The sequence below is a fragment of the Variovorax sp. PBS-H4 genome (genome assembly GCF_901827205.1).
Lineage (GTDB): Bacteria > Pseudomonadota > Gammaproteobacteria > Burkholderiales > Burkholderiaceae_C > Variovorax.
The window spans coordinates 392,293-415,782 of sequence record NZ_LR594675.1; the positions used below are offsets into that span (position 1 = coordinate 392,293).

Below are 23,490 nucleotides of genomic sequence, written 5' to 3' on the forward strand. Positions count from 1 at the left end.
GAGGACGTTCCAGATGGCTGAAAAGATGGCAATGACGGGAGAGGACGGCGCGCTGGCCCAGGCATTCGTGCAGTTCGCGCTCGAATCCGGGGTGCTGCGATTCGGTCAGTTCAAGACCAAGGCCGGCCGCCTGAGTCCCTACTTCTTCAACGCGGGGCTGTTCGACGACGGCGCCAAGCTCGCGCGGCTGGCGGCATTCTATGCAGACCGGTTGATCGCCAGCGGGCTCGAATTCGACATGATCTTCGGCCCGGCCTACAAGGGCATCCCGCTCGGCGCCACCCTGGCCGCCGAGCTGGCCAGGCGCGGGCGCAACGTGCCCTTTGCCTACAACCGCAAGGAAGCCAAGGACCACGGCGAAGGCGGAACGCTGGTCGGTGCGCCACTGTCGGGGCGGGTGCTGATCGTCGACGATGTGATGTCGGCCGGAACCGCGGTGCGCGAGTCGATCGCCGCCATCCGCAGCGCGGGCGCTACCCCGCACGCCGTCGCCATCGCACTGGACCGCCAGGAGAAGGCGACCGAGAACGGCGTCGATGTCGACCACAGCGCCGTGCAATATGTCCGCCAGCAGCTCGGAATGCAGGTGGTGGCAATTGCTACGCTTGACGACTTGTTACAGTATCTGTCGGGGCGCGCAGACGACGAGCTGCGCGCCTACCGGCAGGGAGTGCTGGACTATCGGGCCCGCTACGGCGCGGGTTGACCTCAACCGCTTGAAGGATCGACGGTGGCGCGCATGCAGTACACACGCATCGGACTACTCGCGCTGCTGCCGCTGGTTGCGGCGGGCGTGGTCCATGCCCAGCAGTCCACCGGCGGTGCCGGCATCTACAGCTGCACCGACGCCCGGGGACGCACGATCACGGCCGACCGGCCCATCCCCGATTGCGCCGACCGCGAACAGCGTGAGCTCAGCCCCAGCGGAAGCGTGCGGCGCAAGCTCGAACCCACCTATACGGCGCGCGAGCAGGCCGAACGCGAGGAGCGCGAGCGGCAGGTCCAGTTGCAGGCAGCCCGCCAGCGTGAGGAGCAGCGGCGCGAGCGTGCGCTGCTTATCCGGTATCCCAGCCCCGCCGCGCACGACCGTGAGCGCGCGGAGGCGCTGGTACAGATCGACGCGGTGATCACCGCCGCCCGCAAGCGCCTCAGTGAGCTCACCGAGGAGCGCCGCAAGATCGACGACGAACTCGAGTTCTACGCCAAGGACATTTCCAAGGCGCCGGCATCCCTTCGGCGAAAGGTCGAAGACAACACCAAGAGCATGACGGTGCAGAACCGGTTCATTGCCGAGCAGGACGACGAGAAGAAGCGCGTCAACGCGCGCTTCGACGAAGAGCGCGCGCGCCTGCGGCCGCTCTGGGCCGGCACCGCGCCGGCCATCACCACACGCTGACGCCTCGCTATTGCAGCTTGGCCTTCAGAAGCGCGTTGACCTGCGCCGGGTTGGCCTTGCCCTGGCTGGCCTTCATGACCTGGCCGACCAGGGCGTTGAAGGCCTTGTCCTTGCCCGCGCGGTATTCCTCGATGTTCTTCGGATTGGCGGCCAGCACCGTGTCGACGATCTTCTCGAGCGCGCCGGTGTCGCTGATCTGCTTCAGGCCCTTGGCGTCGATGATCGCGTCGACGTCGTGTCCCTCGCAAGTCCAAAGGGCATCGAAGACCTGGCGCGCGGCGTTGTTCGACACGGTGCCGTCGGCGATGCGCCCGATCAGCGCGGCGACCTGGATGGCCGTGACCGGTGCCTGGGCGATATCGATGTCCTGCTGGTTCAGGCGGCGGGCGATCTCGCCGGTGATCCAGTTGCTCGCAAGCTTGGGCGCCGCGCCCGCGCGCACGGCCTCGTCGAAGTAGCGCGCCAGAGCCGGGCTCTGGGTGAGCTGCGCGGCGTCATAGTCCGACAGCCCGTGCTCGCGGACGTAGCGCTCGGCCATGGCGCGCGGCAGCTCGGGCATTGCGGCGCGCACGCGCTCGATCCACTCGGGTGCGATCGCCAGCGGCGGCAGGTCCGGGTCGGGGAAGTAGCGGTAGTCGGCCGCGTCCTCCTTGGTGCGCATGGCGCGGGTTTCGCCGGTGTCGGGGTCGAATAGCACGGTGGCCTGCTGGATCGCGCGGCCGTCCTCCAGCTCGCCGATCTGCCAGCGGATCTCGTAGTCGATCGCCTGCTGCATGAACTTGAAGCTGTTGAGGTTCTTGATCTCGCGCCGCGTGCCCAGCGGCGCGCCGGGCCGCCGCACCGAGACGTTGGCGTCGCAGCGGAAGCTGCCTTCCTGCATGTTGCCGTCGCAGATGCCGATCCAGGTCACGATCTTGTGCAGCTCCCGCGCATAGGCCACGGCCTCGGCGGTGGAGCGCATGTCGGGCTCGGTCACGATCTCCAGCAGCGGCGTGCCGGCGCGGTTCAGGTCGATGCCGGACTGGCCGACGAAGTCCTCGTGCAGCGACTTGCCCGCGTCTTCCTCCAGGTGGGCGCGCACCAGGCGCACGGTCTTCTTCTCGTCGCCCAGGAAGAAGCTCACCGAGCCGCCCTGCACGACCGGGATCTCGTACTGGCTGATCTGGTAGCCCTTGGGCAGGTCGGGATAGAAGTAGTTCTTGCGCGCGAACACGCTGCGCGGCGCGATGTGCGAACCGAGCGCCAGCCCGAGCTTGATGGCACGCTCGACCGCGCCCTTGTTCATCACCGGCAGCGTGCCGGGCAGCGCCAGGTCGACCGCGCTGGCCTGGGTGTTCGGCTCGGCGCCGAACGCGGTGGAGGCGCGGCTGAAGATCTTGCTGGCGGTCGAGAGCTGCGCGTGGGTCTCGAAGCCGATGATGACCTCGTAGCCGTGCACCAGCGGGCCGGTCGGCCGGCCTTCCTGCATCTGTTCGAAGGAGTTCATGTCAAAAGCCTTGCGGCGTGCGCTGGTGCCAGTCGGTGGCTTGCTGAAAGCGGTGCGCCGCATTGAGCAGCTTTGCCTCGCCGAAGTAGTTGCCGATCAGCTGCAGGCCCACCGGCATGCCGCCGTCGAAGCCGGCCGGCACGCTCATGCCGGGCAGCCCGGCCAGCGAGGCGGGCAGGGTGAAGATGTCGGCCAGGTAGTCGGCCACCGGGTCGCCGCCATGCTCGCCCAGCTTCCACGCGACCGTGGGCGCCACCGGACCTGCGATCAAGTCGCATTGCGCGAAAGCCTGCTGGAAGTCGTCGGCGATCATCCGGCGCACTTTCTGCGCCTGCAGGTAGTAGGCGTCGTAGTAGCCATGCGAGAGCACGTAGGTGCCGATCATGATGCGGCGCTTGACCTCGTCGCCGAAACCTTCCTCGCGCGTCTTGGCGTACATGTCGGCCAGATCGCGGTAGTTGGTCGCGCGGTGGCCGAACTTGACTCCGTCGAAGCGGCTGAGGTTCGAGCTCGCCTCGGCCGCCGCGATGATGTAGTAGACGGGGATCGAAAGCTCGGTGCGCGGCAGGGTCACGTCGACGCGCTTGGCGCCCAGCTTCTCGTACTCGGCCAGCGCTGCCTCGACGGCGGCGCGCACGCCGGGTGCCACGCCGTCGCCCAGGAACTCGCGCGGCAGGCCGATGCGCAGGCCCTCGAGCGAATCGCCCAGGCCGCGGGTGAAGTCCTCGGCCGGCTTGTCGAGCGAGGTCGAGTCGCGCTCCGGGTCGGGACCGCAGAGCGCCGACAACATCAGGGCGCAGTCCTCGGCCGAGCGGGCGAAGGGGCCGGCCTGGTCCAGGCTGGAGGCGAACGCCACCATCCCATAGCGCGACGCGCGTCCGTAGGTGGGCTTGATGCCCGTGACGCCGCAGAAGGAGGCGGGCTGTCGGATCGAGCCGCCGGTGTCGGTGCCGGTGGCCGCCGGCACCAGGCGCGCAGCGACCGCGACGGCGCTGCCGCCGGACGAGCCGCCGGGGATGCGCGCACGATCCCACGGATTGCGCACGGGCACGGCATGGTCGAAGCCCACGGCGGGTACGGCCACGTTCTCGTTGGCCGAGCCCATCGCGAACTCGTCGCAGCTGAGCTTGCCGAGGTTGACGGCCCCCGCCTCGGCCAGCTTGCGCACCACGGTCGCGTCGAAGGGCGAGCGGTAGCCGGCCAGCATGCGCGAACCGGCGGTGGTCGGCAGGTCGGCGGTGACGAAGATGTCCTTGTGAGCGATGGGCACGCCGGCCAGCGGCGGCGCGTTGCCGGCCGCCAGGTGCGCATCGGCGGCCCGCGCCTGGGACAGGGCGAGATCCTCGTCCAGGGCCACGAAAGCGCCGAGATCCTGATGCTGCCGGATGCGGGCCAACTGGTGCTGGGCGGCCTCCACGGCCGAGACCTTGCGCTCGTGCAGTGCGCGGGCCAGCTCGGCCACGCCCATCTGGTGGAGTTCTGCGGTCATTCGATCACCTTCGGCACCAGGAACAGGCCGTTCTCGACGGCGGGCGCGCTGCGCTGGTTGAGTTCGCGCTGGTTCGGCTCACTGGCCAGGTCGTCGGCCAGGCGCAGCGTCACGTCCTGGATCGCCGCCACCGGATGGGACAGCGGCTCGAGGCCGGTGGTGTCGATGGCGCGCATGCGCTCCACCAATTCGAAAAAACCGTTGATCTGGCCGAGCATTCGTTCGCTCTCGTCGGGCGCGAGTTCGAGCCGGGCGAGCGATGCGATGCGCGCGATATCAGAAGAATTGAGGGGCATCGGAAACAGCGGGAAAGTGCAGAGCCCCCGGGTGCGCCAAAGGTCATGCTTTGCACCGTGGGAGGGTGCGCCGGAGGCGGGATGCGGAGGGGATTCGGGTATTATCCCGCCTTTGCCGCAACCCCCGCGAACGCGCCGGCATTTGCTGCAAAAACGTCCATCCATCCCGTCCAAAAACGACCCAGCAAGAGGGCGACGACATGCCGGCGCGCATGCCGTGCTCCAGAGGATTCCAGAATGTTCGGAGCTTTCCGTCGGTACTTCTCGACCGACCTCGCGATCGACCTCGGCACCGCCAACACCCTGATCTTTGCCCGCAACAAGGGGATCGTGCTCGACGAGCCTTCGGTCGTCGCCATCCGCCACGAAGGCGGGCCGCACGGCAAGAAGGTGATCCAGGCGGTCGGCCGGGAAGCCAAGGCGATGCTCGGCAAGGTACCCGGCAACATCGAGGCCATCCGTCCCATGAAGGACGGCGTGATCGCCGATTTCGTGATCACCGAGCAGATGATCAAGCAGTTCATCAAGATGGTGCACCCGCGATCGCTGCTCACGCCCAGCCCGCGCATCATCATCTGCGTGCCCTGCGGCTCGACCCAGGTCGAGCGGCGCGCCATCAAGGACGCGGCAGAAGCGGCCGGGGCCACCTCCGTCTACCTGATCGAGGAACCCATGGCCGCCGCCATCGGCGCCGGCCTGCCGGTCTCGGAAGCCAGCGGCTCGATGGTGGTGGACATCGGCGGCGGCACCACCGAGGTGGGCGTGATCTCGCTGGGAGGCATGGTCTACAAGGGCAGCGTGCGCGTCGGCGGCGATCGCTTCGACGAAGCCATCATCAACTACATCCGCCGCAACTACGGCATGCTGATCGGCGAGCCGACCGCGGAAGTGATCAAGAAAAGCATCGGCTCGGCCTTCCCCGGTTCCGAGGTCAAGGAGATGGAAGTCAAGGGCCGCAACCTCAGCGAGGGCGTGCCGCGCAGCTTCACCATCAGCAGCAACGAGGTGCTGGAGGCGCTGACCGATCCGCTCAACAACATCGTCTCGGCCGTCAAGAATGCCCTGGAGCAGACCCCGCCCGAGCTGGGTGCCGACATCGCCGAGCGCGGGATGATGCTGACCGGCGGCGGCGCCCTGCTGCGCGACCTGGATCGCCTCCTGGCCGAGGAAACCGGCCTGCCGGTCCTGGTGGCCGAAGACCCCTTGACCTGCGTGGTGCGCGGCTGCGGCATCGCCCTCGAGCGCATGGACCGCCTCGGCAGCATCTTCACGAGCGAGTAATGTTGCTCGCCCCCAGGTCGCGCGCACTTCGTGTCGCGCTCCCACCCCCGCCCGGGGGCGGCGCCTGCGGTCCGGCGAAGCCGGTCCCGCGGCACCCCCCGAACGGTCCGGCCCGTGGCATAAAGCAGCATGCCGCTCGGCACCCTTGACCGCACTGCGCCGCCCCTGTTCAACCAGGGACCCTCGGCACTCAGCAAGCTGATCTTCTTCAGCGCACTGGCGCTGTTCCTGATGGTGGCCGATGCCCGCTTCAACATCGTCCAGCCGCTGCGCGCGGCCCTCGGAGCGGTGCTCTATCCGGTGCAGTGGCTCGCCCTGAAGCCGGTGCAGCTCGCAATGGGCGGCGGTCGCTACCTCGAAGACCTGCAGACCGCGCAGGCCAAGGAGGCCGATGCGCGCAAGGCCCTCGCGCTGCAGTCCGAGCGCGCCAGCCAAGCCGACACCCTGGCCCAGGAGAACGCCCGGCTGCGCTCGCTGCTCGAGCTGCGCCAGATCACGCAGACGCCGGGCCGCGCGGCCGAGGTGCTGTACGACGCGGCCGACCCTTACACCCGCAAGCTGGTGATCGACCAGGGCCTCACCCACGGCATTGCGGCCGGCTCGCCGGTGATCGACGAGCATGGCGTCGTGGGGCAGGTCACGCAGGTCCAGCCCTTCACCAGCGAGATCACGCTGGTGATCGACCGCGACCTGTCGATCCCCGTGCAGAACGTGCGCACCGGCGCGCGCAGCGTGGCCTTCGGCGATGCGAGCGCCCATGGCGGCGGGCTGGAACTGCGCTTCACGGCCGCCAATGCCGACGTGCAGGAAGGTGACCTGCTCACCACCAGCGGCGTCGACGGCGTCTACCCGCCGGGCTTGCCGGTCGCGAAGATCGACCGCATCGACCGCCGCGCGGATTCGGCCTTCGCCCGCATCCACTGCTTACCCATGGCCCATGTAGCGGCCGCGCGCTATGTGCTGGTGCTGTCGCCCACCGGCAACCAGATGCCCAAGCCGGCGCCCCCCGCGGCGGCCGACGCCAATGCGGCAACGAAGAAGAAGGCGGATCGCGCCGGCGCCAAGGCGGAAAAGGCCGACAAGGCGGGAAAGGCGGGCAGGGCCGACAAGGCAGAGAAGAAGGAGGGCCGCACCCCATGATCATGCGTCCCGGCCACCAGCAGCTGCTGCTGCCCGTCAACCCCCTGTTCATCTGGTCGAGCCTGATCGTGGCGCTCCTGATCAACATGGTGCCGATCGGCCGCGCCGCGTGGCTGCCTGACCTGCTGGCGTTGGCCATCGTGTTCTGGAGCGTGCACCAGCCGGCGCGCATCGGCATCGGCGCGGCCTTCGCGTTCGGACTGCTGATGGATGTGCATCAGACCGCGCTTCTGGGGCAGCACGCGCTGTCGTACACCACGCTGGGCTTCTTCGCGATCATGGTCCACCGGCGGCTGCTCTGGTATCCGCTGCTCTCGCAGGCACTGCAGGTGCTGCCCCTGTTCGCCATCTCGCATCTGATCGAGGTGGCCATCCGCCTGATTGGCGGTGGGATCTTCCCCGGCTGGGGCATCCTGATCGCGCCGGTGGTCGAGGCGGCCCTCTGGCCCTTCGTGACCTTGCTGCTGCTGGCGCCGCAACGACGCGCCCCGGAACCCGATGCCAACCGGCCGCTGTAACAGCCCCGCTCGCCGTCTTGCTACGTGGCCGTGGGCAGCGTAGGCTTCGCGCGCCATGACCGAACTCCGCAACGTCGCCGCCGATCTCGCGCGCTTCAGGCACCGCGTGCTGGTGATCGGCCTGGTGGTGCTTGTGGCCTTCGGGCTGCTGTGCGCGCGCCTGTTCTTCCTGCAGGTGGTGCGGCACGAGGACCTGGCGGAGCAGGCCGAAAGCAACCGCACGGCAGTGGTGCCCGTGGTGCCGAACCGTGGCCTCATCCTGGACCGCAATGGCATCGTGCTGGCTTCCAACTACTCGGCCTACACGCTGGAGATCACGCCTTCCAAGGTCGACAACCTGGAGGACACCATCGACAGCCTGGGCGAGGTGGTGGAGGTCTCGCAGCGCGACCGCCGCCGTTTCAAGCGCTTGCGCGAAGACTCGCGCAGCTTCGACTCGATCCCCCTGCGCACCCGCCTGAGCGACGAGGAAGTCGCCCGCTTCGCGGCCCAGCGCTACCGCTTTCCCGGCGTCGAGATCAAGGCGCGCCTGTTCCGCAACTATCCCAACGGCGAGCTCGCCTCCCACGTGCTCGGCTACATCGGCCGCATCAACCAGCGCGAGAAGGCCGCGATGGAGGACTGGAGCGAGGAAGACCAGGCCAACTACAAGGGCACCGACTACATCGGCAAGCTGGGGATCGAGCAGAGCTACGAAAAGACGCTGCACGGCCAGACCGGGGTCGAGCAGATGGAAACCTCGGCGGGCGGCCGCGCAGTGCGCCGCCTCGGCAGCCATCCGGCCACGCCGGGCAACACAGTCAAGCTTTCGCTCGACATCAAGCTGCAGAAGCTGATCGAAGACATGTTCGGCGAGCGTCGCGGCGCGCTGGTGGCGATCGATCCCAACTCCGGCGAGATCCTGGCCTTCGTTTCCAAGCCCACCTTCGATCCCAATCTGTTCGTGGAGGGCATCGACAGCGAGAGTTGGCAGGCGCTCAACGAGTCGATCGACAAGCCGCTGCTGAACCGGGCGCTGCGCGGCACCTATCCGCCGGGTTCCACCTACAAGCCTTTCATGGCGCTCGCTGCGCTGCAACTCAACAAGCGCGCGCCCAGCCTGGTCGTCAACGATCCCGGCTTCTACACCTTCGGGGGCCACACTTTCCGAAGCCACGAGGGTGGGCTGGGCGGCGTGGACATGCACCGCGCCATCCAGATGTCGAGCAACACCTATTTCTATTCGCTCGCGGTGGACATGGGCGTCGATGCCATCCACGACTTCATGAAGCCGCTGGGTTTCGGCCAGATCACCGGCATCGACCTCCAGGGCGAGGTGCGGGGCCTGCTGCCCAGCACGACCTGGAAGCGGGAGGCCTACAAGCGTGCCGAGATGAAGAAGTGGTATCCGGGCGAGACCGTATCCCTGGGGATCGGCCAGGGCTACAACAGCTTCACCATGCTGCAGCTCGCGGTGGCCGAGGCCACGCTGGCCAATGGCGGCACCAAGTACCGCCCTCACGTGGTCAAGGCCATCAAGGACACGGTAACCGGCGAGACGAGCGAGCTCCCGCAGGCGCCGGGCGAGAGCCTCGGCTACCAGCCCAAGCACGTGGACCTGGTGCGCAACGCGCTGGTGGCGGTGAACAAGGGCGGCACCGGCACGCGCGTCTTCGCGGGCGCACCTTACAACTCGGCGGGCAAGACGGGAACCGCACAGGCAGTGACATGGGGCCAGAACACCAAGTACAACGCCAAGGCGCTTGAGGAGCACCAGCGCGACCACTCGCTGTTCGCGGCCTTCGCGCCGGCCGAGGCGCCGAAGATCGCGATCGCGGTCATCGTCGAGAACGCCGGCTTCGGCGCAGCAGCGGCGGCGCCCATCGTTCGACGCGTGTTCGACTACTGGCTGGCTGACCAATACCCGAACGAGCAGGACCTGGCGGCGGTGCAGGCCGGCAAGGCCGGGGCGCCCATCGGCAAGCCACGCGTGGCGAGCGAGCTGAGCTGGCCCATCGTCAGCGGCGCTGCGACGGCGCCCTGAACTGCGCGCCAGGCAATCGAATGGCCTCCGCAGAGGGAGGCGCTGAAGCGCCCTTTTCATGGGCGTTCGGCGAGTGCCTCCAAGCCGACCGCGGGCCAAAGAAAAAGGCGCCGACCAGCGGCGCCTTGTCAAAAAAACCGGCATCTCGTGCGGATGCCTTGTCTGTAGCCTCTGTTCTAGTTCTTCTCCAAGTTGTCTCCTCGGTCCCCCGCGCTGCGGGCAGGCCCGTTTGCGAGTGGCGAGACTTTAGGCGGATGCACCGTGGCAGTGCATCGGGGATTACCCGCCACTGCGCAACAAGTAGAAACAAAAGGTGCCACTCAGGCTCCTTCCGTGCCGATGATCCAGCCCGCCGCCTTCTCGGCGATCATCAGCGTGGGACTGTTGGTGTTGCCGCTCGTGATGGTCGGCATTGCGCTGGCATCGACCACCCGCAGGCCGGCAATGCCGCGCACCCGCAGCCGTGAATCCAGCACGGCCATCGGATCCCCATCGGCACCCATGCGGGTGGTGCCCACCGGATGGAAGATGGTGGTCGCGATGTCGCCGGCCAGCCGCGCCAGGTCCTCGTCGCTCTGGTACTCGGCGCCGGGCTTCCATTCCTCCGGCCGGTACTTCGCCAGCGCGGGCTGGGCCACGATGCGGCGCGTCACCCGCAGCGAGTCTGCGGCCACCTTGCGGTCTTCCTCGGTGCTCAGGTAGCAGGGGGCGATGGCCGGTGCATCGGAAAAGCGGTGGCTCTTGATCTGCACCGTGCCGCGGCTGGTCGGATTCAGGTTGCACACGCTCGCGGTGAAGGCCGGGAAGCCGTGCAGCGGCTCGCCGAATGCCTCGAGCGAGAGCGGCTGCACGTGGTATTCGAGGTTCGGCCACGCGTGCTCGGGCCCGCTGCGGGTGAAGGCGCCGAGCTGCGAGGGCGCCATGCTCATCGGGCCGCTGCGCTTCAGCAGGTACTCGAAAGCGATCTTCGCCTTGCCGTAATAGGAAGAAGCCAGCACGTTGAGCGTGGGGGCGTCCTTGATCTTGTAGACCGCGCGGATCTGCAGATGGTCCTGCAGGTTGGCGCCGACGCCCGGGGCGTCGAGCGCCACTTCGATGCCGTGACGGCGCAGCAGCTCGGCCGGCCCTACGCCCGAGAGCTGCAGGATCTGCGGCGAGCCGATGCTGCCGGCGCACAGGATCACTTCGCGGGCCGCGCGGGCGACGACCATCTCGTGGCCGTCCCAGACCTGCACGCCGCCGCAATGCCGGCGGCCATCGGGGGCGGGTTCGAGCAGCAGGCGCGACACCTGCGCGCCGGTCCACAGTTCGAAGTTGGGGCGGCCGTAGCAGGTAGGCCGCAGGAAGGCCTTGGCGGTGTTCCAGCGCCAGCCATTCTTCTGGTTGACTTGGAAATAGCCCACGCCCTCGTTGCTGCCGCGGTTGAAGTCGGTCGAATGCGGGATCCCGGCCTGCTCGGCGGCCTGGGCGAAGGCGTCCAGGATGTCCCAGCGCAGGCGCTGGCGCTCGACCCGCCACTCGCCGCCGGCGCCGTGCATTTCGTCGGCGCCCAGGTAGTAGTCCTCGTGCTGCTTGAAGGCGGGCAGCACCTGGTCCCAGCGCCAGGTCTCGTCGCCGGTGAGCTGCGCCCATTGCTCGTAGTCGCGCGACTGGCCGCGCATGTAGATCATGCCGTTGATGGAGGACGAGCCGCCCAGTGTCTTGCCGCGGGGATAGCGCAGGCTGCGGCCGTTGAGGCCGGCATCGGGCTCGGTCGTGTAGAGCCAGTCGGTACGCGGGTTGCCGATGCAGTAGAGATAGCCCACGGGAATGTGGATCCAGTGGTAGTCGTCCTTGCGGCCGGCTTCGATCAGCAGCACGCGTCGGTTCCTGTCGGCACTCAGGCGGTTGGCCATCAGGGCCCCGGCGGTGCCGGCGCCGACGATGATGTAGTCGAAGGTGGTGTCGTCGTTCATGGGGGTTGGGCATTGTGGCAAAGGCCCGCCCATTGCGCGACCGCCTACGCCTGGGCGCGGCGAAAGGGTGGGAGCCTGTCAAGTGCGGCGGTTACGATGTTGCGATCTCCGTTCTGCAGAAGCGCCCACCCTCCATGTCGACTGTTCCGCCGCCGACCGCCTCCGCGCAAGACGCCGACAGTGTGCGCCCTCGCGTCGAGCAGCGCGAGGAGGCCGGCGCCGAGTGGGCGGTCGCCAGCGGCTGCTGGACAGCGATGGCCATGTCCTCGCGGACCAGCTGGGACGCTCTCGAGAAGAGCCTCAAGGGCGCGCCGGCACAGGACGGCCGGGCCTGGGACCTGCGTCCCATCGACCAGCTCGACCACATCGGCGCCCAGCTGCTGTGGAACCACTGGCAGCACGCATGGCCGGCGCGACTGGAGCTGGAGTCGCAGCACAAGGCCGTGCTCGACCAGGTGGCGCAATACACCTGCCGCGCGCCGGCCGAGCCGGGCAAGACCCTGGCCGAGCGCCTGCGCGACTTCGCCCACATCGGCCCGCGCATCTTCTTCGTCGCGCGCGACTTCCTGCGCCTGATCGGCCAGCTCACCCTCGACATCGGCAGGCTGCTGCGCGCGCCGCACCGCGCGCCCTGGCGCGATTTCTCGGGCCACCTCTACCACTTCGGTGCCACTGCGCTGCCGATCACCGCGCTGGTGGGCCTGCTGATCGGCGTGGTGCTGGCCTACCTGACCTCCCAGCAATTGCGCCAATACGGGGGCGAGGCTTTCATCGTCAACATCCTCGGCCTGTCGCTGATCCGGGAACTCGGGCCGGTGCTGGCGGCGGTGCTGATCGCCGGCCGCTCCGGCTCGGCGATCACCGCTCAGATCGGCGTGATGCGCGTGACCGAGGAACTCGACGCGATGCGCGTGATGGGCATCCCGCACGGCTTCCGCCTGGTCATGCCGCGGGTGCTGGCGCTCGCCATCGCGATGCCGCTGATCAGCATGTGGACCTCGATGGCGGCACTGTTGGGCGGCATGATCGCGGCCGATCTCACGCTGGACATCGGGCCGGCGTATTTCATGACGGCGCTGCCGCGCGCGGTGCCGTTGAGCAATCTGTGGCTCGCGATGGGCAAGTCGGCGGTTTTCGGCGTGATGATTGCCCTGATCGCCTGCTACTTCGGCATGAAGGTCAAGCCCAACACCGAGAGTCTGGGCCGCGGCACCACGTCTTCCGTCGTGGCCTCGATTACGGTCGTCATCCTGGTCGATGCACTGTTCGCGGTGCTGTTCAGAGGCGTGGGGTTCAGGGCATGAGACGCCCGGCCGCTCCGAAGGCGAAGGTGCTCCTGTGAGCAGCACAAACAGCGCCAGCCAGGCACCGGCGGTCGTCGAGATCCGCAAGCTCTGGACCGTTTTCGAGTCGCCGGAGGGCGACCAGGTGGTGCACCGCGACCTCAACCTGACCATCCATCGCGGCGAGGTGCTGTCGCTGGTGGGCGGCTCGGGCACCGGGAAGACCGTGCTCCTGCGCCAGATCCTGGGACTGGAGCATCCCGACCGGGGCGAAGTTTCGGTGCTCGGTCATCCGCCCGGCCGGATGAGTGCGACGGGCGCAGCCAACGTCGGCATGCTGTTCCAGCACGGCGCCTTGTTCTCGGCCTTCAGCGTGCTCGACAACATCGCCTTTCCGCTGCGAGAGCTCAAGCTGCTGCCCGATGACCTGATCCGCGATGCAGCGCTGGTCAAGCTGCAGATGGTCGGCCTCGAGCCGCAGCACGCCACCAAGAGCCCGTCCGACCTCTCGGGCGGCATGATCAAGCGGGTGGCGCTGGCGCGTGCGCTGATCATGGATCCGCCGCTGCTCCTGCTCGACGAGCCCACCGCGGGACTGGACCCGGAAAGCGCCGACGGCTTCTGCAACCTGCTGCGGGGCCTGCACAAGGAGCTTGGGCTCACTGTGGTCATGGTCACGCACGACCTCGACACCCTGTTCGACCTCAGCACCCGCATCGCCGTGCTGGCCGACCAGCGCGTGATCGTCGCGGGCACCGCGCGCGACGTGATTGCGTATCCGCATCCCTTCATCCACGAATATTTCCTCGGCGGCCGCGGCCAGCGTGCCATGGAAGCCCTGCACGAAGGCGCGCCCTCGGCGCTTGTCGCGGGGCGCCCCGGCGCGCGCGTGGCCTCATTCACTGAAAGGTAGCTGCCATGGAAAACAAGGCCCATGCCATCGCCGCCGGCGCCTTCGTGCTCGGCCTGATCGCGGCGCTGATCGCGCTGGTGCTCTGGCTCACGCGGGACAACACGGTGCGCAATATCTACGAGCTGTCCACGCGCGACGCCGTGAGCGGCCTGCAGCCGCAGGCCATGGTGCGCTACCGCGGCATCGCCGTCGGCAAGGTGACGTCGATCGACTTCGATCCCAAGGTCAAGGGCAATGTGCGGGTGCGCATCACGGTCGACCAGCGGGTGCCGCTCACCACGTCGAGCTATGCCACGCTGGCTTACCAGGGTGTGACCGGCCTGGCCTTCATTGCGCTGGACGACAAGGGCGAATCGCAGGCGACCCTGACGCCCAACAACGACGACCCGCCACGCATCCCGCTCAAGCCCTCGATGCTGGCCCAGCTCCAGGACCGCGGCGAAGCCATCATCGGCCAGATCGAGGAGGTGACGAAGCGCGCCAACGTGCTGCTGGGCGACCCCAACCAGAAGCGCATTGCCGATGCGCTGGAGAACATCGCGCAAGCCACGGCCAGCGCCAACCAGCTCACGCGCTCGCTCGACAACACGGTCAAGAACGGGCTCAACCCGGCGCTGGCGGCGCTTCCGCCGCTGATGGAACGCACGAGGGACACGCTGGGCACCGTGAAGACGGCGGCCACCGACGTCTCGCGCGTGGCGAACAACGCGAACACCACGGTGACGCGCCTGAACGCCAAGGACGGCCCGGTCGAGCGCCTGAGCGAGGGCACCCGGGCGTTGGCGCAGGCGGTCGACTCCTTCAACGCCGCGACCCTGCCGCGCGTGAACCGCGTGGCCGACGACACCTCGCGCGCGGTGCGTCGGCTCGGCCGCACGGCGGACAGCATCAACGACAACCCGCAATCGCTGCTCTTCGGCAACGGCGGCGTGGTGGCCGGGCCGGGCGAGCCCGGCTTCTCCGCGCCCGCCGCGCGCCGCTGAACCGTCACGAACATGAAGAACAACGCACACCTTTGCACGCCGACGCGCGCCCGGCGCCTTTCCGCTATGGCCGCGCTTGCAGGCGCCGCGCTGCTCATGGGGGGCTGCGGCGCGTTGCCCGACAAGCCCGCCCGCGCGACGCTCTACGACTTCGGGCCCAACCTTGCGGCGGCCGTCGCGCCATCATCGGCAAACGCTTCGGTTCTGCCGCCGATCGCGCTGGCCGAGATCGACGCCAGCATGCGGCTCGAAGGCACGCAACTGCTCTATCGGCTGGGCTACAGCGACCCCAACGAGCTGAGGCCCTATGGCCAGGCGCGTTGGAGCCTCGCGCCTGCGCAGCTGCTGCACCAGCGGCTGCGCGATGCGCTCGCCGCCCGCCGTACCGTGCTGGGCCCGGAGGAGAGCGCGACCATCGCACGTTCCGAGGGGCGGACGCCGGACACCCTGCGCGTGACACTCGATGAATTCAGCCACTACTTCGAATCGCCGTCCACGAGCGCGGGCCTGGTGCGGCTGCGTGCCACGCTGATCCGCGGCGGCAGCGGGGGCGACCGCGTGCTGGCGCAGCGCAGCTTCGCGGTGCAGCGTCCGGCGCCAACCGCCGACGCGGCCGGCGGCGTGAAGGGCCTGGCGGCGGCAAGCGATGCGGCAGTGGCCGAAATCGTGGCCTGGGTGGATCAGCCTCGCTGAGGCCCTCGCCATGGGCCACCCGGCTGCTCGGAAGGCCAATAGCACCTTGGCTGAAGGCGGAGGTTCAACAGTCAGCCGCATCGGCCTGATATCGGACACGCACGGGCTGCTGCGGCCCGAGGCGCTGGCCTTCCTGCAGGGCTGCGAGCACATCGTGCATGGCGGCGATATCGGGCACCCGCACATCCTCGAGCAACTGGCGGCGATCGCGCCCGTGACGGCGGTGCGCGGCAACAACGACCGCAGTCCCTGGGCCGATGCCGTGCCCGACACGGCGAGCTTGCAACTGCACGGGGTGCGGCTCTATGTCATTCATGATCTCGCCGAGCTGCAGATCGATCCCGCGGAAGAGGGGGTGCGGGTGGTGGTGTGCGGGCATTCGCACCAGCCCAAGGCCGAGGAGCGCGGGGGCGTCTGGTACGTCAATCCCGGCAGTGCCGGCCCGCCGCGCTTCCGGCTGCCGATTTCGGCGGCGGAACTGAAGCTCGACGGCGGCGTCGTCACCCCGCGGATCGTCGAGCTGGTAAAGCGCTGAGGGCTCAGTGCGTGCGGCCCAGCGCCGGGAACAGCGTGGACAGCCCGTCCGCCATCACCTCGACCGCCAGCGCCGCGAGGATCAGGCCCATGAGGCGGGTCATGACATTGATGCCGGTCTTGCCGAGCACGCGCGCGATCGGGTCGGCCAGGGAAAAGATGACGCCGGTCACTGCGCCGATCACCATGCCGTAGCCCACCAGGATCGCGAGTTCCCAGATGTGCTGCGTCTTGTCTGCGTAGATCACGACGGTCGACATGGTGGCTGGGCCTGTCAGCAGCGGGATCGTGAGCGGCACCACGGCGATCGATGCGCCCAGCGAGGCCTTGATCTCCGTGGCGCGGAGCTCCTCCTGGTTGGTCTTCGCCTCCGCCGGCTGCGCGTTGAGCATGCTGAGCGAACTGATCAGCAGCAGCATGCCGCCGCCCACCTGAAAGCTCGCGATCGAGATGCCGAAAAAAGAGAGAAGCTGCAGCCCGAGCAGCGCGCTGATCGCGATGACCACGAAAGCGCTGAAGGCCGACACCCAGGCCGTGCGCTTGCGTTGCGCCTCGGTGTAGCCCTGCGTGTAGTGAATGAAGAAGGGCACGATCGCCAGCGGGTTGACGATGGCCAGCAGCGTGATGAGCGGCTTGACCAGGTCCATGGCGGGCGTCGCCATTACCTGCCTCCGGCGATGTCCATGAAGGTCCCGGTGACGTAGCTCGCTTCCTCGGTGAGCAGCCACACGATCCCGTTGGCGACCTCCTGCGCGCTGCCGGTACGCTTCATCGGCACGGTGGAGGCGAGCTGCGAGGCGCGATCGGGCATGCCGCCCGAGGCGTGGATCTCCGTGTCGATGAGGCCGGGGCGCACCGCGTTCACGCGGATGCCTTCCTCCGCGACCTCCTTGGCCAGGCCGATGGTGAAGCTGTCGATCGCGCCCTTGCTCGCGGCGTAGTCGACATACTGGCCCGGCGAACCCAGGCGCGCGGCAGCGCTGGAGAGGTTGACGATGGCGCCGCCGCTGCCGCCGTGTTTCTTGCTCATGCGGCGCACCGCCTCGCGCGCGCAGAGGAAGCTGCCGATCACGTTGACGCGGAACATGCGTTCGAGCCGCTGCAGGCTCATGCCGTCGACCCTTGCCTGCACATCGACCACTCCGGCGTTGTTGACCAGCGCGCCGAGTCGGCCGAACTTGGCATCGAGCTTGTCGAACATCGCCTTGACCTGGGCCTCGTCCCCGACATCGGCCTGCACGCTGGTGGCGCGGCCGCCGCGCTCGCGGATCGTGCGAACCACTTCGTCTGCCGCCAGCGAATTGCTGGCATAGTTGACGGCTACCGCAAAGCCGCGCTGCGCCGCGAGCAGTGCGGTGGCGGCGCCGATGCCGCGGCTGCCGCCGGTAATCAAGAGTACCTGGTCCAAATCCCGCCTCCTGCACGAAAGCCGTGCCTCAGTTAAAACCGTTCGCGTCGATTACATCACCGAGGAGAGGCTTGTGACCCGCAGCATCGACTACTACTTCACACCCCAGAGCCCCTGGACCTACCTGGGCCACGCGCGCTTTGCCGCGCTCGCCAAGGGGGCCGGCGCCACCGTGCGAGTGCGACCGGTCGATTTCGGCGCCATCTTTCCGGTCTCCGGTGGCCTGCCGCTCGGCAAGCGCGCGCCTCAGCGCCAGGCCTACCGGCTGGTGGACCTGGCGCGCTTCTCGCGACATCTGGACATTCCGCTCAACCCGAAGCCGAAGTTCTTTCCGGTCGCGGGCGAGGACGCTGCCAAGCTCATCATCGCCGTCGACCTCCACGACGGCTGCGAGGCCGCGATGAAGCTGTGCGGCGCGGTGTTCGCCGCGGTCTGGGCCCAGGAGCGCAACATCGCGGACCCGAAGGTGCTGGAGCTGCTGGCTGCCGAATGCGGCCTGCCTGCCAAGCGCATCGAGCAATCGTTGAGCCAGACGGTGCAGGAGCGCTACGAGGACTACACGCAGCAGGCGATCGACGCCAAGGTCTTCGGTGCGCCCAGCTATGTGATCGACGGCGAGATCTTCTGGGGCCAGGACCGGCTCGATTTCGTCGCCCGGGCGTTGAACGCGTATTGAACAGACCCCCACATCAACACAGGAGCATGACCATGGGCCAATTCATCGATCTCACCGCCAAGGATGGCTTCAGCTTTCCCGCCTATGTGGCGGAGCCCTCGGGCAAGCCGAAAGGCGCGGTGGTTGTCGTGCAGGAGATCTTCGGCGTCAACTCGCATATCCGGTCGGTGGCGGACGGCTATGCGGCAGAAGGCTATCTTGCTGTCGCGCCTTCGACTTTCCATCGGGTCAAGCCTGGCGTCGATCTCGGCTACAGCGAAGACGACATGAAGGCGGGCTTCGCCCTCAAGACCGCCGTCGAAGCCCTGCCCGCACCGGGCGTGCTGCAGGACCTCCAGGCCGCGGTGGAGTACGCGGCGCGTGGCGGGAAGGTCGGCATCGTGGGCTATTGCTGGGGCGGGCTCCTGACTTGGCGCGCGTCAGCGAAGTTGCAGGGGCTCTCGGCCGCAGTGCCCTACTATGGCGGCGGGATGACCACGCCCGAGGAAAGCGCGATCACCCCCAAGGTGCCGGTGCTGGCGCATTTCGGCAACAACGACCACTGGATTCCGCTCGACACCATCGAGGCCTTCAAGAAGGCGCACCCCGAGGTCGAGGTGCATGTCTATGAATCCGGCCACGGCTTCAATTGCGACCAGCGCGGCTCATACAACGCCGAGGCCGCCAAGCTGGCGCGCGAGCGCACGCTCGCATTCTTCGCCAAGCACCTCGGCTGATCGGAAGCTCGGGCCGCAGCACCCGGTTGTGGGCGGCCGCGCTTCTGGCGGGACGATGCCCTCACACACGGCATCATCACCGGCGTGAGATTGTTTCGATCCGGGAAACGCCGTGTCTCATTTCTAGGTAGTTGCCCGAGGATGTTGGACAGCACACTCGCTCGCACAGGCCAGCCCTGCTGCAAGCCTGCTTTGCAACACCTTCGACGAATCAAGGACCTGAAATGAAGACCTCTCACATCCTCGCCGCCGCCACGCTCTCCTTTCTGGCTGCCGCCGGCGCTCATGCGGAAACCTACCATGGCGTGCAAGCGCCGGTTTCCGCCCTGGCTCGTGCCGATGTCGAAGCCGAAGCCGCTCGCACGGCCGTTGCCCCTAATCAAAACGTGGTGCGCGGCTCGCGCGGCGCCGAGTCCTTCAAGTCGGTCGCCAACCCCGAGGCTGTGTACGCCCAAGCCGTTGCGACCGCCAATGCGCCGGACCAGAACGTGACCGGCGGCTCCCGCGTCAACAGCCGCGTGATCTCGACGATGCCGAACCGCGCGGATACGCTGCAACAAGCACAAAAGCAGGGTGCCCCCGCGGCCAAGTAATCCTCGTTCAAGGGACTGCGAAAGACCGGCAGCGTTCAGCGCTGCCCGGTCTTTCTTTTGTCTGTCGCTACCTGTTTCGCTCCAGATAGCGCTTGCGCCAGAACACGAGCACCAGGAGCAGTGCGATCGTGGCCATTGCGGCCATGGCAATCCAGAAGCCGCCGGCTTTGTGGACCAGCGGCACGAATTCGAAGTTCATGCCGAAGATGCCGGCAATCAGGTTCAGCGGCAGGAACACCGCGGTGAGCACCGTGAGCACCCGCATGATGTCGTTCGTACGGTGGCTTTGCACGCTGAAATGCAGTTGCACCGCGGTCTCTGCGTTCTGCTCCAGCCGTCGCACGTGATGCACCACGCGCTGGATGTGCTCGAGCACGTCGCGGCTGCGCACCATGATCAGCTCGCGGTCGCGCGACTCGGCCGTGCCATGGGGCTGCGGCAGGGTTTCGAGGGCGTCGATCCAATCCTGCACCGCACTGCGCTGGTCTTCGCAGATCTCGTCCAGATGATAGAGCGATTGCCGCGCCTGCATCAGGGCGCTCCAGTTCATGAAGCGGCTGCGCGGATCGATCAGCTCGGCCTGCCAATGGTCCAGCTGCCGGGTCAGGTCGCGACGCAGATCCAGGTAGGCATCGACGATCAGGTTGATGACCCGCAGCATCAGGTCCGCCGGACCCGCCGGGACGCGGGTGGAGACGGCGCGCACATCGAGCGCAGGCATGGATGCGCGCCCGCGCGTATCGGGCGCCGCCGCATTCAGCAGGCGGGCCGCGAACGCGTCGCGCACCGTTCCGTCTTCCGGGTGCACGGACAGCAGCACCCGGTCGAAGATGGCGAAGCCAACCGGCCGCGTGTCGATACGCCGCAGCACCGGTGGCCCGCCGCGCGGTGGGCCGGTGTCGGCAATTCCCGAAGCAGAGCCATTGGTGGTGGCCAGCCGGCGAAACACCAGCACATCGTACTGTGAGGTGAAGTCGTACCGGGATGGCAACTGATCGTTGAGCAGGTCCGCGACGTGGAGGTCGACCAGGTGCGTGCCGCAGAGGGACTGCAGGATGCCCTGTACCTCGCCCAGCGCGCTGCGGAATTCATCCCGCGTGAGCGACAGCCACAGATAGCCCTCGCAGGCGCCCGGCACGGCCATCGGTGCGAGCGCCCGATGTTCCTTGACCCGGGAGCCGCTGATCTCGAAGATGCGCATGCGTGCGGTGCCCCGGAAGCTATCGCTTCAGCAGCAGCCGCGCGGCGTCGAGCGCGAAGTAGGTGAGTACGCCATCGGCGCCGGCGCGCTTGAAGGCCAGCAGACTCTCGAGCATCACGGCGTCGTGGTCCAGCCAGCCGTTCTGCGCCGCGGCCTTGAGCATCGCGTATTCGCCGCTGACCTGGTAGGCGAAGGTCGGCACGTGAAATTCGTCTTTTACCCTGCGCACGATGTCCAGGTAGGGCATGCCAGGCTTCACCATCACCATATCGGCGCCTTCCGCGATGTCGATGCCGACCTCGCGCAGCGCCTCGTCGCTGTTACCCGGGTCCATCTGGTAGACCTTCTTGTCGCTCTTGCCCAGGTTGGCCGCCGAGCCCACGGCATCGCGGAACGGGCCGTAGAACGCGCTCGCGTACTTGGCGCTGTAGGCCATGATGCGGGTATGGACGCGGCCAGCCGATTCGAGGGCTCCACGGATCGCGCCGATGCGGCCATCCATCATGTCGCTGGGCGCCACGATGTCCACGCCGGCTTCGGCCTGCACCAACGCTTGCTTGACCAGCACCTCGACGGTGGGGTCGTTGAGGATGTAGCCGGTGTCGTCGAGCAGCCCGTCCTGGCCATGGCTGGTGTAAGGGTCGAGCGCGACGTCGGTCATCACGCCCAACTCGGGAAAGCGCGACTTGAGCTCGGCCACCACACGCGGGATCAGGCCGTCGGGGTTGAACGCCTCATCGCCCGCCGGGCTCTTGAGGCCGGTGTCGATCACCGGGAACAGCGCCATGACCGGGATGCCCAGGGAAAGGCACTGCTCGGCCACCGGCAGCAGCAGGTCCAGGCTGAGCCGCTCGACCCCAGGCATTGACGCCACGGCATCGCGCCGCCCGTGGCCTTCCTGCACGAACACCGGATAAATGAGGTCATGAACGCTGAGCGTGTGCTCACATACCAGCTTGCGCGTAAATGGGTCCCGGCGCAGCCGGCGCGGCCGGCCCGACGGAAAGGGGGCGTGGAGGGTCATGCCGAAAATTGTGCCTTAAGTGCTTTCGGGACACTGAAGCGCAGAACTGCTCGATTTAGTAATACCTTAGAACTAAGACATGTGCCAAAAATCTACAGAAAATTAGAACTTGCTTGATCGCAAGTAATGCCTTTGCTAAATTCCGCGGTGGGCGGCTTGCCGCTCCCCGCTTTTCCTCCCTGAGCGGGTGCCTTGATGTGTGACAGCAAAAGGGCTTCCCAGCCCGGCGTTTTGGCGCCGGGCTTTTTTTTGCCCGAATGGCTGCCGGCCTGCCAAAGTGGCCCCACTAAACTGCCGGCATGCTCTGGGTCAAATCGCTGCACATCGTCTTCATCGCAAGCTGGTTCGCGGGACTGTTCTATCTCCCCCGGATCTTCGTGAACCTGGCCATGGTGGCGCCGGAGTCGGTCGCGGAGCGTGCCCGGCTGGTCCTGATGGCGCGCAAGCTGTTCCGCTTCACGACGTTTCTTGCCGTCCCGGCGATCGGGTTTGGCCTCTGGCTCTGGCTGGGCTACGGCATCGGGCGCGGTTCGGGGAACGGCTGGATGCATGCGAAGCTGGCACTGGTGCTGGCGGTCATCGGCTACCACCACGGATGCGGGGTGCTGCTGCGCCGGTTCGTGGCGGGCGAGTACCGCCGCAGCGAGCGCTGGTACCGGTGGTTCAACGAGGTTCCCGTGCTGCTGCTGTTGGCCATCGTGGTGCTGGTCGTGGTCAAGCCCTTCTGAGCGGTGGCCCCCCAGCAACACAAATCGGCAGCCCTGCCCCTGGCGTTCGCCTATGCGGCGCTGATCGTCTACGCGAGCCTCTATCCCTTTGCCGACTGGCGCGACCAGGGCATTGCGCCCTGGTCCTATCTGACGGCACCTTGGTCCAGGTACTGGACGGGGTTCGACTTCGGGATCAACGTGGCCGGCTATATGCCGTTCGGCTTCCTGATGGCGATCGCCGTGCTGCGCACTCAACCCGGGATCGGATCGGTGCGCGCGGTGCTGGTAGCGACCCTGATCGGCGCCGCAATCGCCTTTCTCATGGAGACATTGCAGAGCTACCTGCCAGCACGCATTCCGTCCAACGTGGACCTTGGCCTCAACAGCCTGGGCGCGCTGGCGGGCGCAGTGCTGGCGGTGGCACTCGAACGTTTTGGTGCGGTGGCGCACTGGCACCGCACCCGCTCGAACTGGTTCGTCGAGGATTCGCGCGGCGCGCTGGTGCTACTGGCCTTGTGGCCGCTGGCGCTGCTGTTTCCAGCCGCGGTCACCTTCGGGCTCGGCCAGGTCTTCGAGCGTCTCGAAGTGGCGATCTCCGAATGGTTGCTGGATACGCCATTCATTGACTGGATGCCAGTACGGCAGTTCGAACTGGAGCCGCTCGTGCCCGCCGTCGAACTCCTGTGCGTCGCGCTCGGCGCACTGGTGCCGTGCCTGCTGGGCTTCCTTGTGACGCGATCCATCGCCCGCCGTGCCGTGCTGCTGCCGCTGGTGGTGCTCAGCGGAGTGGCCGCCTCCGCCTTGTCGGCGGCCCTGAGCTACGGCCCCGAGCATGCCTGGACCTGGCTCAACCTCCCGGTGCAGGTCGGCATCGCGGCGGCCTTCTTCCTGGGCGTGCTGCTGCTGTCGGCGCCCCGCCGCCTGTGCGGGGCGCTGCTGCTGGTCGCGCTCGTCGTGCATCTGAGCCTGCTGAATCAGGCACCCGAGAGTGCCTATTTCGCGCAGACCCTGGCGACCTGGGAGCAGGGGCGTTTCATTCGCTTCCACGGACTGGCGCAGTGGCTGGGCTGGCTCTGGCCCTTCGCCACGCTGCTATACGTGCTCGCGGCCTTGTCGCGCAGGACGCGGGCGTAGGCCCTTCGCGGGGCGCGGGCAGTGCCGCTCAATAGAAT

The 23,490-nt window shown here is 67.5% G+C and carries 24 protein-coding genes; 16 read left to right on the forward strand and 8 right to left on the reverse strand.

From position 1 onward, the window contains the following. Window positions 1–13 precede the first annotated feature (13 nt). A complete protein-coding gene (gene pyrE, locus E5CHR_RS01825) occupies window positions 14–706 on the forward strand; it encodes an orotate phosphoribosyltransferase (RefSeq protein ID WP_443083054.1) in 693 nt (230 codons plus the stop codon). A 33-nt stretch (window positions 707–739) separates the two neighbouring features. Continuing rightward, on the forward strand, window positions 740–1,396 hold the full coding sequence (locus E5CHR_RS01830) for a DUF4124 domain-containing protein (protein ID WP_162578114.1): 657 nt from the start codon (window positions 740–742) through the stop codon (window positions 1,394–1,396). Between the two features lie 7 nt (window positions 1,397–1,403). Here E5CHR_RS01830 and gatB read toward each other — a convergent pair whose 3' ends face one another. The 3 genes from gatB to gatC are packed head-to-tail and all read right to left on the reverse strand — an operon-like array spanning window position 1,404 to window position 4,667. Further along, window positions 1,404–2,882 (reverse strand): Asp-tRNA(Asn)/Glu-tRNA(Gln) amidotransferase subunit GatB, encoded by a 1,479-nt coding sequence (gene gatB, locus E5CHR_RS01835; protein ID WP_162578115.1) that lies wholly within the window; start codon window positions 2,880–2,882, stop codon window positions 1,404–1,406. A 1-nt stretch (window position 2,883) separates the two neighbouring features. Beyond that, window positions 2,884–4,371, reverse strand: coding sequence for an Asp-tRNA(Asn)/Glu-tRNA(Gln) amidotransferase subunit GatA (gene gatA, locus E5CHR_RS01840; RefSeq protein WP_162578116.1), 1,488 nt, complete (start codon window positions 4,369–4,371; stop codon window positions 2,884–2,886). After that, entirely contained in the window at window positions 4,368–4,667 is a 300-nt protein-coding gene (gene gatC / locus E5CHR_RS01845; protein WP_162578117.1) for an Asp-tRNA(Asn)/Glu-tRNA(Gln) amidotransferase subunit GatC, read from the reverse strand. The genes gatA and gatC overlap by 4 nt, the downstream gene beginning before the upstream one ends. A 237-nt stretch (window positions 4,668–4,904) precedes the next feature. Here gatC and E5CHR_RS01850 point away from each other — a divergent pair, with 237 nt between their 5' ends. The 4 genes from E5CHR_RS01850 (at window position 4,905) to mrdA (ending at window position 9,629) form a co-directional block, all read left to right on the forward strand. After that, a complete protein-coding gene (locus E5CHR_RS01850; protein ID WP_028249609.1) occupies window positions 4,905–5,948 on the forward strand; it encodes a rod shape-determining protein in 1,044 nt (347 codons plus the stop codon). 129 nt (window positions 5,949–6,077) lie between these two features. After that, on the forward strand, window positions 6,078–7,088 hold the full coding sequence (mreC, locus tag E5CHR_RS01855) for a rod shape-determining protein MreC (RefSeq protein WP_162578118.1): 1,011 nt from the start codon (window positions 6,078–6,080) through the stop codon (window positions 7,086–7,088). Continuing rightward, window positions 7,085–7,606 carry a rod shape-determining protein MreD gene (mreD, locus tag E5CHR_RS01860; protein WP_162578119.1) on the forward strand — a complete coding sequence of 174 codons (522 nt, stop codon included), beginning with the start codon at window positions 7,085–7,087 and terminating at the stop codon, window positions 7,604–7,606. Before mreC ends, mreD begins: the two co-directional genes overlap by 4 nt. Window positions 7,607–7,661: 55 nt before the next feature. Next, the gene (gene mrdA / locus E5CHR_RS01865) at window positions 7,662–9,629 is read left to right on the forward strand and encodes a penicillin-binding protein 2 (RefSeq protein ID WP_162578120.1); all 1,968 of its coding nucleotides are present in this window, start codon (window positions 7,662–7,664) and stop codon (window positions 9,627–9,629) included. 320 nt (window positions 9,630–9,949) lie between these two features. Here mrdA and E5CHR_RS01870 read toward each other — a convergent pair whose 3' ends face one another. Next, window positions 9,950–11,584, reverse strand: coding sequence for a GMC family oxidoreductase (locus tag E5CHR_RS01870; RefSeq protein ID WP_162578121.1), 1,635 nt, complete (start codon window positions 11,582–11,584; stop codon window positions 9,950–9,952). 134 nt (window positions 11,585–11,718) lie between these two features. Between E5CHR_RS01870 and E5CHR_RS01875 the strand changes: the two genes are divergently transcribed. Genes E5CHR_RS01875 through E5CHR_RS01895 form a run of 5 tightly spaced genes read left to right on the forward strand, consistent with a single transcriptional unit; the run spans window position 11,719 to window position 15,991 of the window. Further along, complete coding sequence (locus E5CHR_RS01875; protein WP_162578122.1) at window positions 11,719–12,888, forward strand: MlaE family ABC transporter permease; 1,170 nt, start codon at window positions 11,719–11,721, stop codon at window positions 12,886–12,888. Between the two features lie 34 nt (window positions 12,889–12,922). Next, the gene (locus tag E5CHR_RS01880; RefSeq protein ID WP_232061923.1) at window positions 12,923–13,780 is read left to right on the forward strand and encodes an ABC transporter ATP-binding protein; all 858 of its coding nucleotides are present in this window, start codon (window positions 12,923–12,925) and stop codon (window positions 13,778–13,780) included. Window positions 13,781–13,785: 5 nt separating this feature from the next. Then, complete coding sequence (locus tag E5CHR_RS01885) at window positions 13,786–14,763, forward strand: MlaD family protein (protein WP_162578124.1); 978 nt, start codon at window positions 13,786–13,788, stop codon at window positions 14,761–14,763. 12 nt (window positions 14,764–14,775) lie between these two features. Then, window positions 14,776–15,456, forward strand: coding sequence for an ABC-type transport auxiliary lipoprotein family protein (locus E5CHR_RS01890; RefSeq protein WP_174255680.1), 681 nt, complete (start codon window positions 14,776–14,778; stop codon window positions 15,454–15,456). Window positions 15,457–15,466: 10 nt separating this feature from the next. Next, complete coding sequence (locus E5CHR_RS01895) at window positions 15,467–15,991, forward strand: metallophosphoesterase family protein (RefSeq protein WP_162578125.1); 525 nt, start codon at window positions 15,467–15,469, stop codon at window positions 15,989–15,991. Window positions 15,992–15,995: 4 nt separating this feature from the next. Here E5CHR_RS01895 and E5CHR_RS01900 read toward each other — a convergent pair whose 3' ends face one another. Both E5CHR_RS01900 and E5CHR_RS01905 read right to left on the reverse strand, forming a co-directional pair. Continuing rightward, window positions 15,996–16,652, reverse strand: a complete 657-nt coding sequence (locus E5CHR_RS01900) for a MarC family protein (protein ID WP_162578126.1) — start codon at window positions 16,650–16,652, stop codon at window positions 15,996–15,998. After that, window positions 16,652–17,398, reverse strand: a complete 747-nt coding sequence (locus E5CHR_RS01905; RefSeq protein WP_162578127.1) for an SDR family oxidoreductase — start codon at window positions 17,396–17,398, stop codon at window positions 16,652–16,654. Before E5CHR_RS01905 ends, E5CHR_RS01900 begins: the two co-directional genes overlap by 1 nt. Before the next feature lie 73 nt (window positions 17,399–17,471). Between E5CHR_RS01905 and E5CHR_RS01910 the strand changes: the two genes are divergently transcribed. From E5CHR_RS01910 to E5CHR_RS01920, 3 genes are all read left to right on the forward strand, one after another. Next, window positions 17,472–18,074 (forward strand): 2-hydroxychromene-2-carboxylate isomerase, encoded by a 603-nt coding sequence (locus tag E5CHR_RS01910; protein WP_162578128.1) that lies wholly within the window; start codon window positions 17,472–17,474, stop codon window positions 18,072–18,074. 32 nt (window positions 18,075–18,106) lie between these two features. Next, complete coding sequence (locus E5CHR_RS01915; protein ID WP_162578129.1) at window positions 18,107–18,790, forward strand: dienelactone hydrolase family protein; 684 nt, start codon at window positions 18,107–18,109, stop codon at window positions 18,788–18,790. A 224-nt stretch (window positions 18,791–19,014) separates the two neighbouring features. Then, window positions 19,015–19,383, forward strand: coding sequence for a DUF4148 domain-containing protein (locus E5CHR_RS01920; RefSeq protein WP_162578130.1), 369 nt, complete (start codon window positions 19,015–19,017; stop codon window positions 19,381–19,383). A 67-nt stretch (window positions 19,384–19,450) separates the two neighbouring features. On the opposite strand, the gene E5CHR_RS01925 is transcribed toward E5CHR_RS01920, so the two are convergent. Next, the gene (locus E5CHR_RS01925; protein ID WP_162578131.1) at window positions 19,451–20,584 is read right to left on the reverse strand and encodes a magnesium transporter CorA family protein; all 1,134 of its coding nucleotides are present in this window, start codon (window positions 20,582–20,584) and stop codon (window positions 19,451–19,453) included. 19 nt (window positions 20,585–20,603) lie between these two features. Beyond that, window positions 20,604–21,608, reverse strand: a complete 1,005-nt coding sequence (gene hemB, locus E5CHR_RS01930; protein ID WP_162578132.1) for a porphobilinogen synthase — start codon at window positions 21,606–21,608, stop codon at window positions 20,604–20,606. Between the two features lie 299 nt (window positions 21,609–21,907). Here hemB and E5CHR_RS01935 point away from each other — a divergent pair, with 299 nt between their 5' ends. Then, on the forward strand, window positions 21,908–22,336 hold the full coding sequence (locus tag E5CHR_RS01935) for a CopD family protein (RefSeq protein WP_162578133.1): 429 nt from the start codon (window positions 21,908–21,910) through the stop codon (window positions 22,334–22,336). Window positions 22,337–22,339: 3 nt separating this feature from the next. Continuing rightward, window positions 22,340–23,452 carry a VanZ family protein gene (locus E5CHR_RS01940; protein WP_162578134.1) on the forward strand — a complete coding sequence of 371 codons (1,113 nt, stop codon included), beginning with the start codon at window positions 22,340–22,342 and terminating at the stop codon, window positions 23,450–23,452. The last annotated feature ends 38 nt before the right edge of the window (window positions 23,453–23,490 follow it).

Excerpts from the sequence above, each read along its gene's own strand:
- E5CHR_RS01895 (WP_162578125.1), top strand. The coding sequence starts at position 15,467 with ATGGGCCACCCGGCTGCTCGGAAGGCCAATAGCACCTTGGCTGAAGGC.
- gatA (WP_162578116.1), bottom strand. The coding sequence starts at position 4,371 with ATGACCGCAGAACTCCACCAGATGGGCGTGGCCGAGCTGGCCCGCGCA.
- E5CHR_RS01890 (WP_174255680.1), top strand. The coding sequence starts at position 14,776 with ATGAAGAACAACGCACACCTTTGCACGCCGACGCGCGCCCGGCGCCTT.
- E5CHR_RS01830 (WP_162578114.1), top strand. The coding sequence starts at position 740 with ATGCAGTACACACGCATCGGACTACTCGCGCTGCTGCCGCTGGTTGCG.
- pyrE (WP_443083054.1), top strand. The coding sequence starts at position 14 with ATGGCTGAAAAGATGGCAATGACGGGAGAGGACGGCGCGCTGGCCCAG.
- E5CHR_RS01885 (WP_162578124.1), top strand. The coding sequence starts at position 13,786 with ATGGAAAACAAGGCCCATGCCATCGCCGCCGGCGCCTTCGTGCTCGGC.
- gatB (WP_162578115.1), bottom strand. The coding sequence starts at position 2,882 with ATGAACTCCTTCGAACAGATGCAGGAAGGCCGGCCGACCGGCCCGCTG.
- mreD (WP_162578119.1), top strand. The coding sequence starts at position 7,085 with ATGATCATGCGTCCCGGCCACCAGCAGCTGCTGCTGCCCGTCAACCCC.
- E5CHR_RS01870 (WP_162578121.1), bottom strand. The coding sequence starts at position 11,584 with ATGAACGACGACACCACCTTCGACTACATCATCGTCGGCGCCGGCACC.
- E5CHR_RS01850 (WP_028249609.1), top strand. The coding sequence starts at position 4,905 with ATGTTCGGAGCTTTCCGTCGGTACTTCTCGACCGACCTCGCGATCGAC.
- E5CHR_RS01935 (WP_162578133.1), top strand. The coding sequence starts at position 21,908 with ATGCTCTGGGTCAAATCGCTGCACATCGTCTTCATCGCAAGCTGGTTC.
- E5CHR_RS01875 (WP_162578122.1), top strand. The coding sequence starts at position 11,719 with ATGTCGACTGTTCCGCCGCCGACCGCCTCCGCGCAAGACGCCGACAGT.
- E5CHR_RS01925 (WP_162578131.1), bottom strand. The coding sequence starts at position 20,584 with ATGCGCATCTTCGAGATCAGCGGCTCCCGGGTCAAGGAACATCGGGCG.
- E5CHR_RS01915 (WP_162578129.1), top strand. The coding sequence starts at position 18,107 with ATGGGCCAATTCATCGATCTCACCGCCAAGGATGGCTTCAGCTTTCCC.
- mrdA (WP_162578120.1), top strand. The coding sequence starts at position 7,662 with ATGACCGAACTCCGCAACGTCGCCGCCGATCTCGCGCGCTTCAGGCAC.
- mreC (WP_162578118.1), top strand. The coding sequence starts at position 6,078 with ATGCCGCTCGGCACCCTTGACCGCACTGCGCCGCCCCTGTTCAACCAG.
- hemB (WP_162578132.1), bottom strand. The coding sequence starts at position 21,608 with ATGACCCTCCACGCCCCCTTTCCGTCGGGCCGGCCGCGCCGGCTGCGC.
- E5CHR_RS01920 (WP_162578130.1), top strand. The coding sequence starts at position 19,015 with ATGAAGACCTCTCACATCCTCGCCGCCGCCACGCTCTCCTTTCTGGCT.
- E5CHR_RS01900 (WP_162578126.1), bottom strand. The coding sequence starts at position 16,652 with ATGGCGACGCCCGCCATGGACCTGGTCAAGCCGCTCATCACGCTGCTG.
- gatC (WP_162578117.1), bottom strand. The coding sequence starts at position 4,667 with ATGCCCCTCAATTCTTCTGATATCGCGCGCATCGCATCGCTCGCCCGG.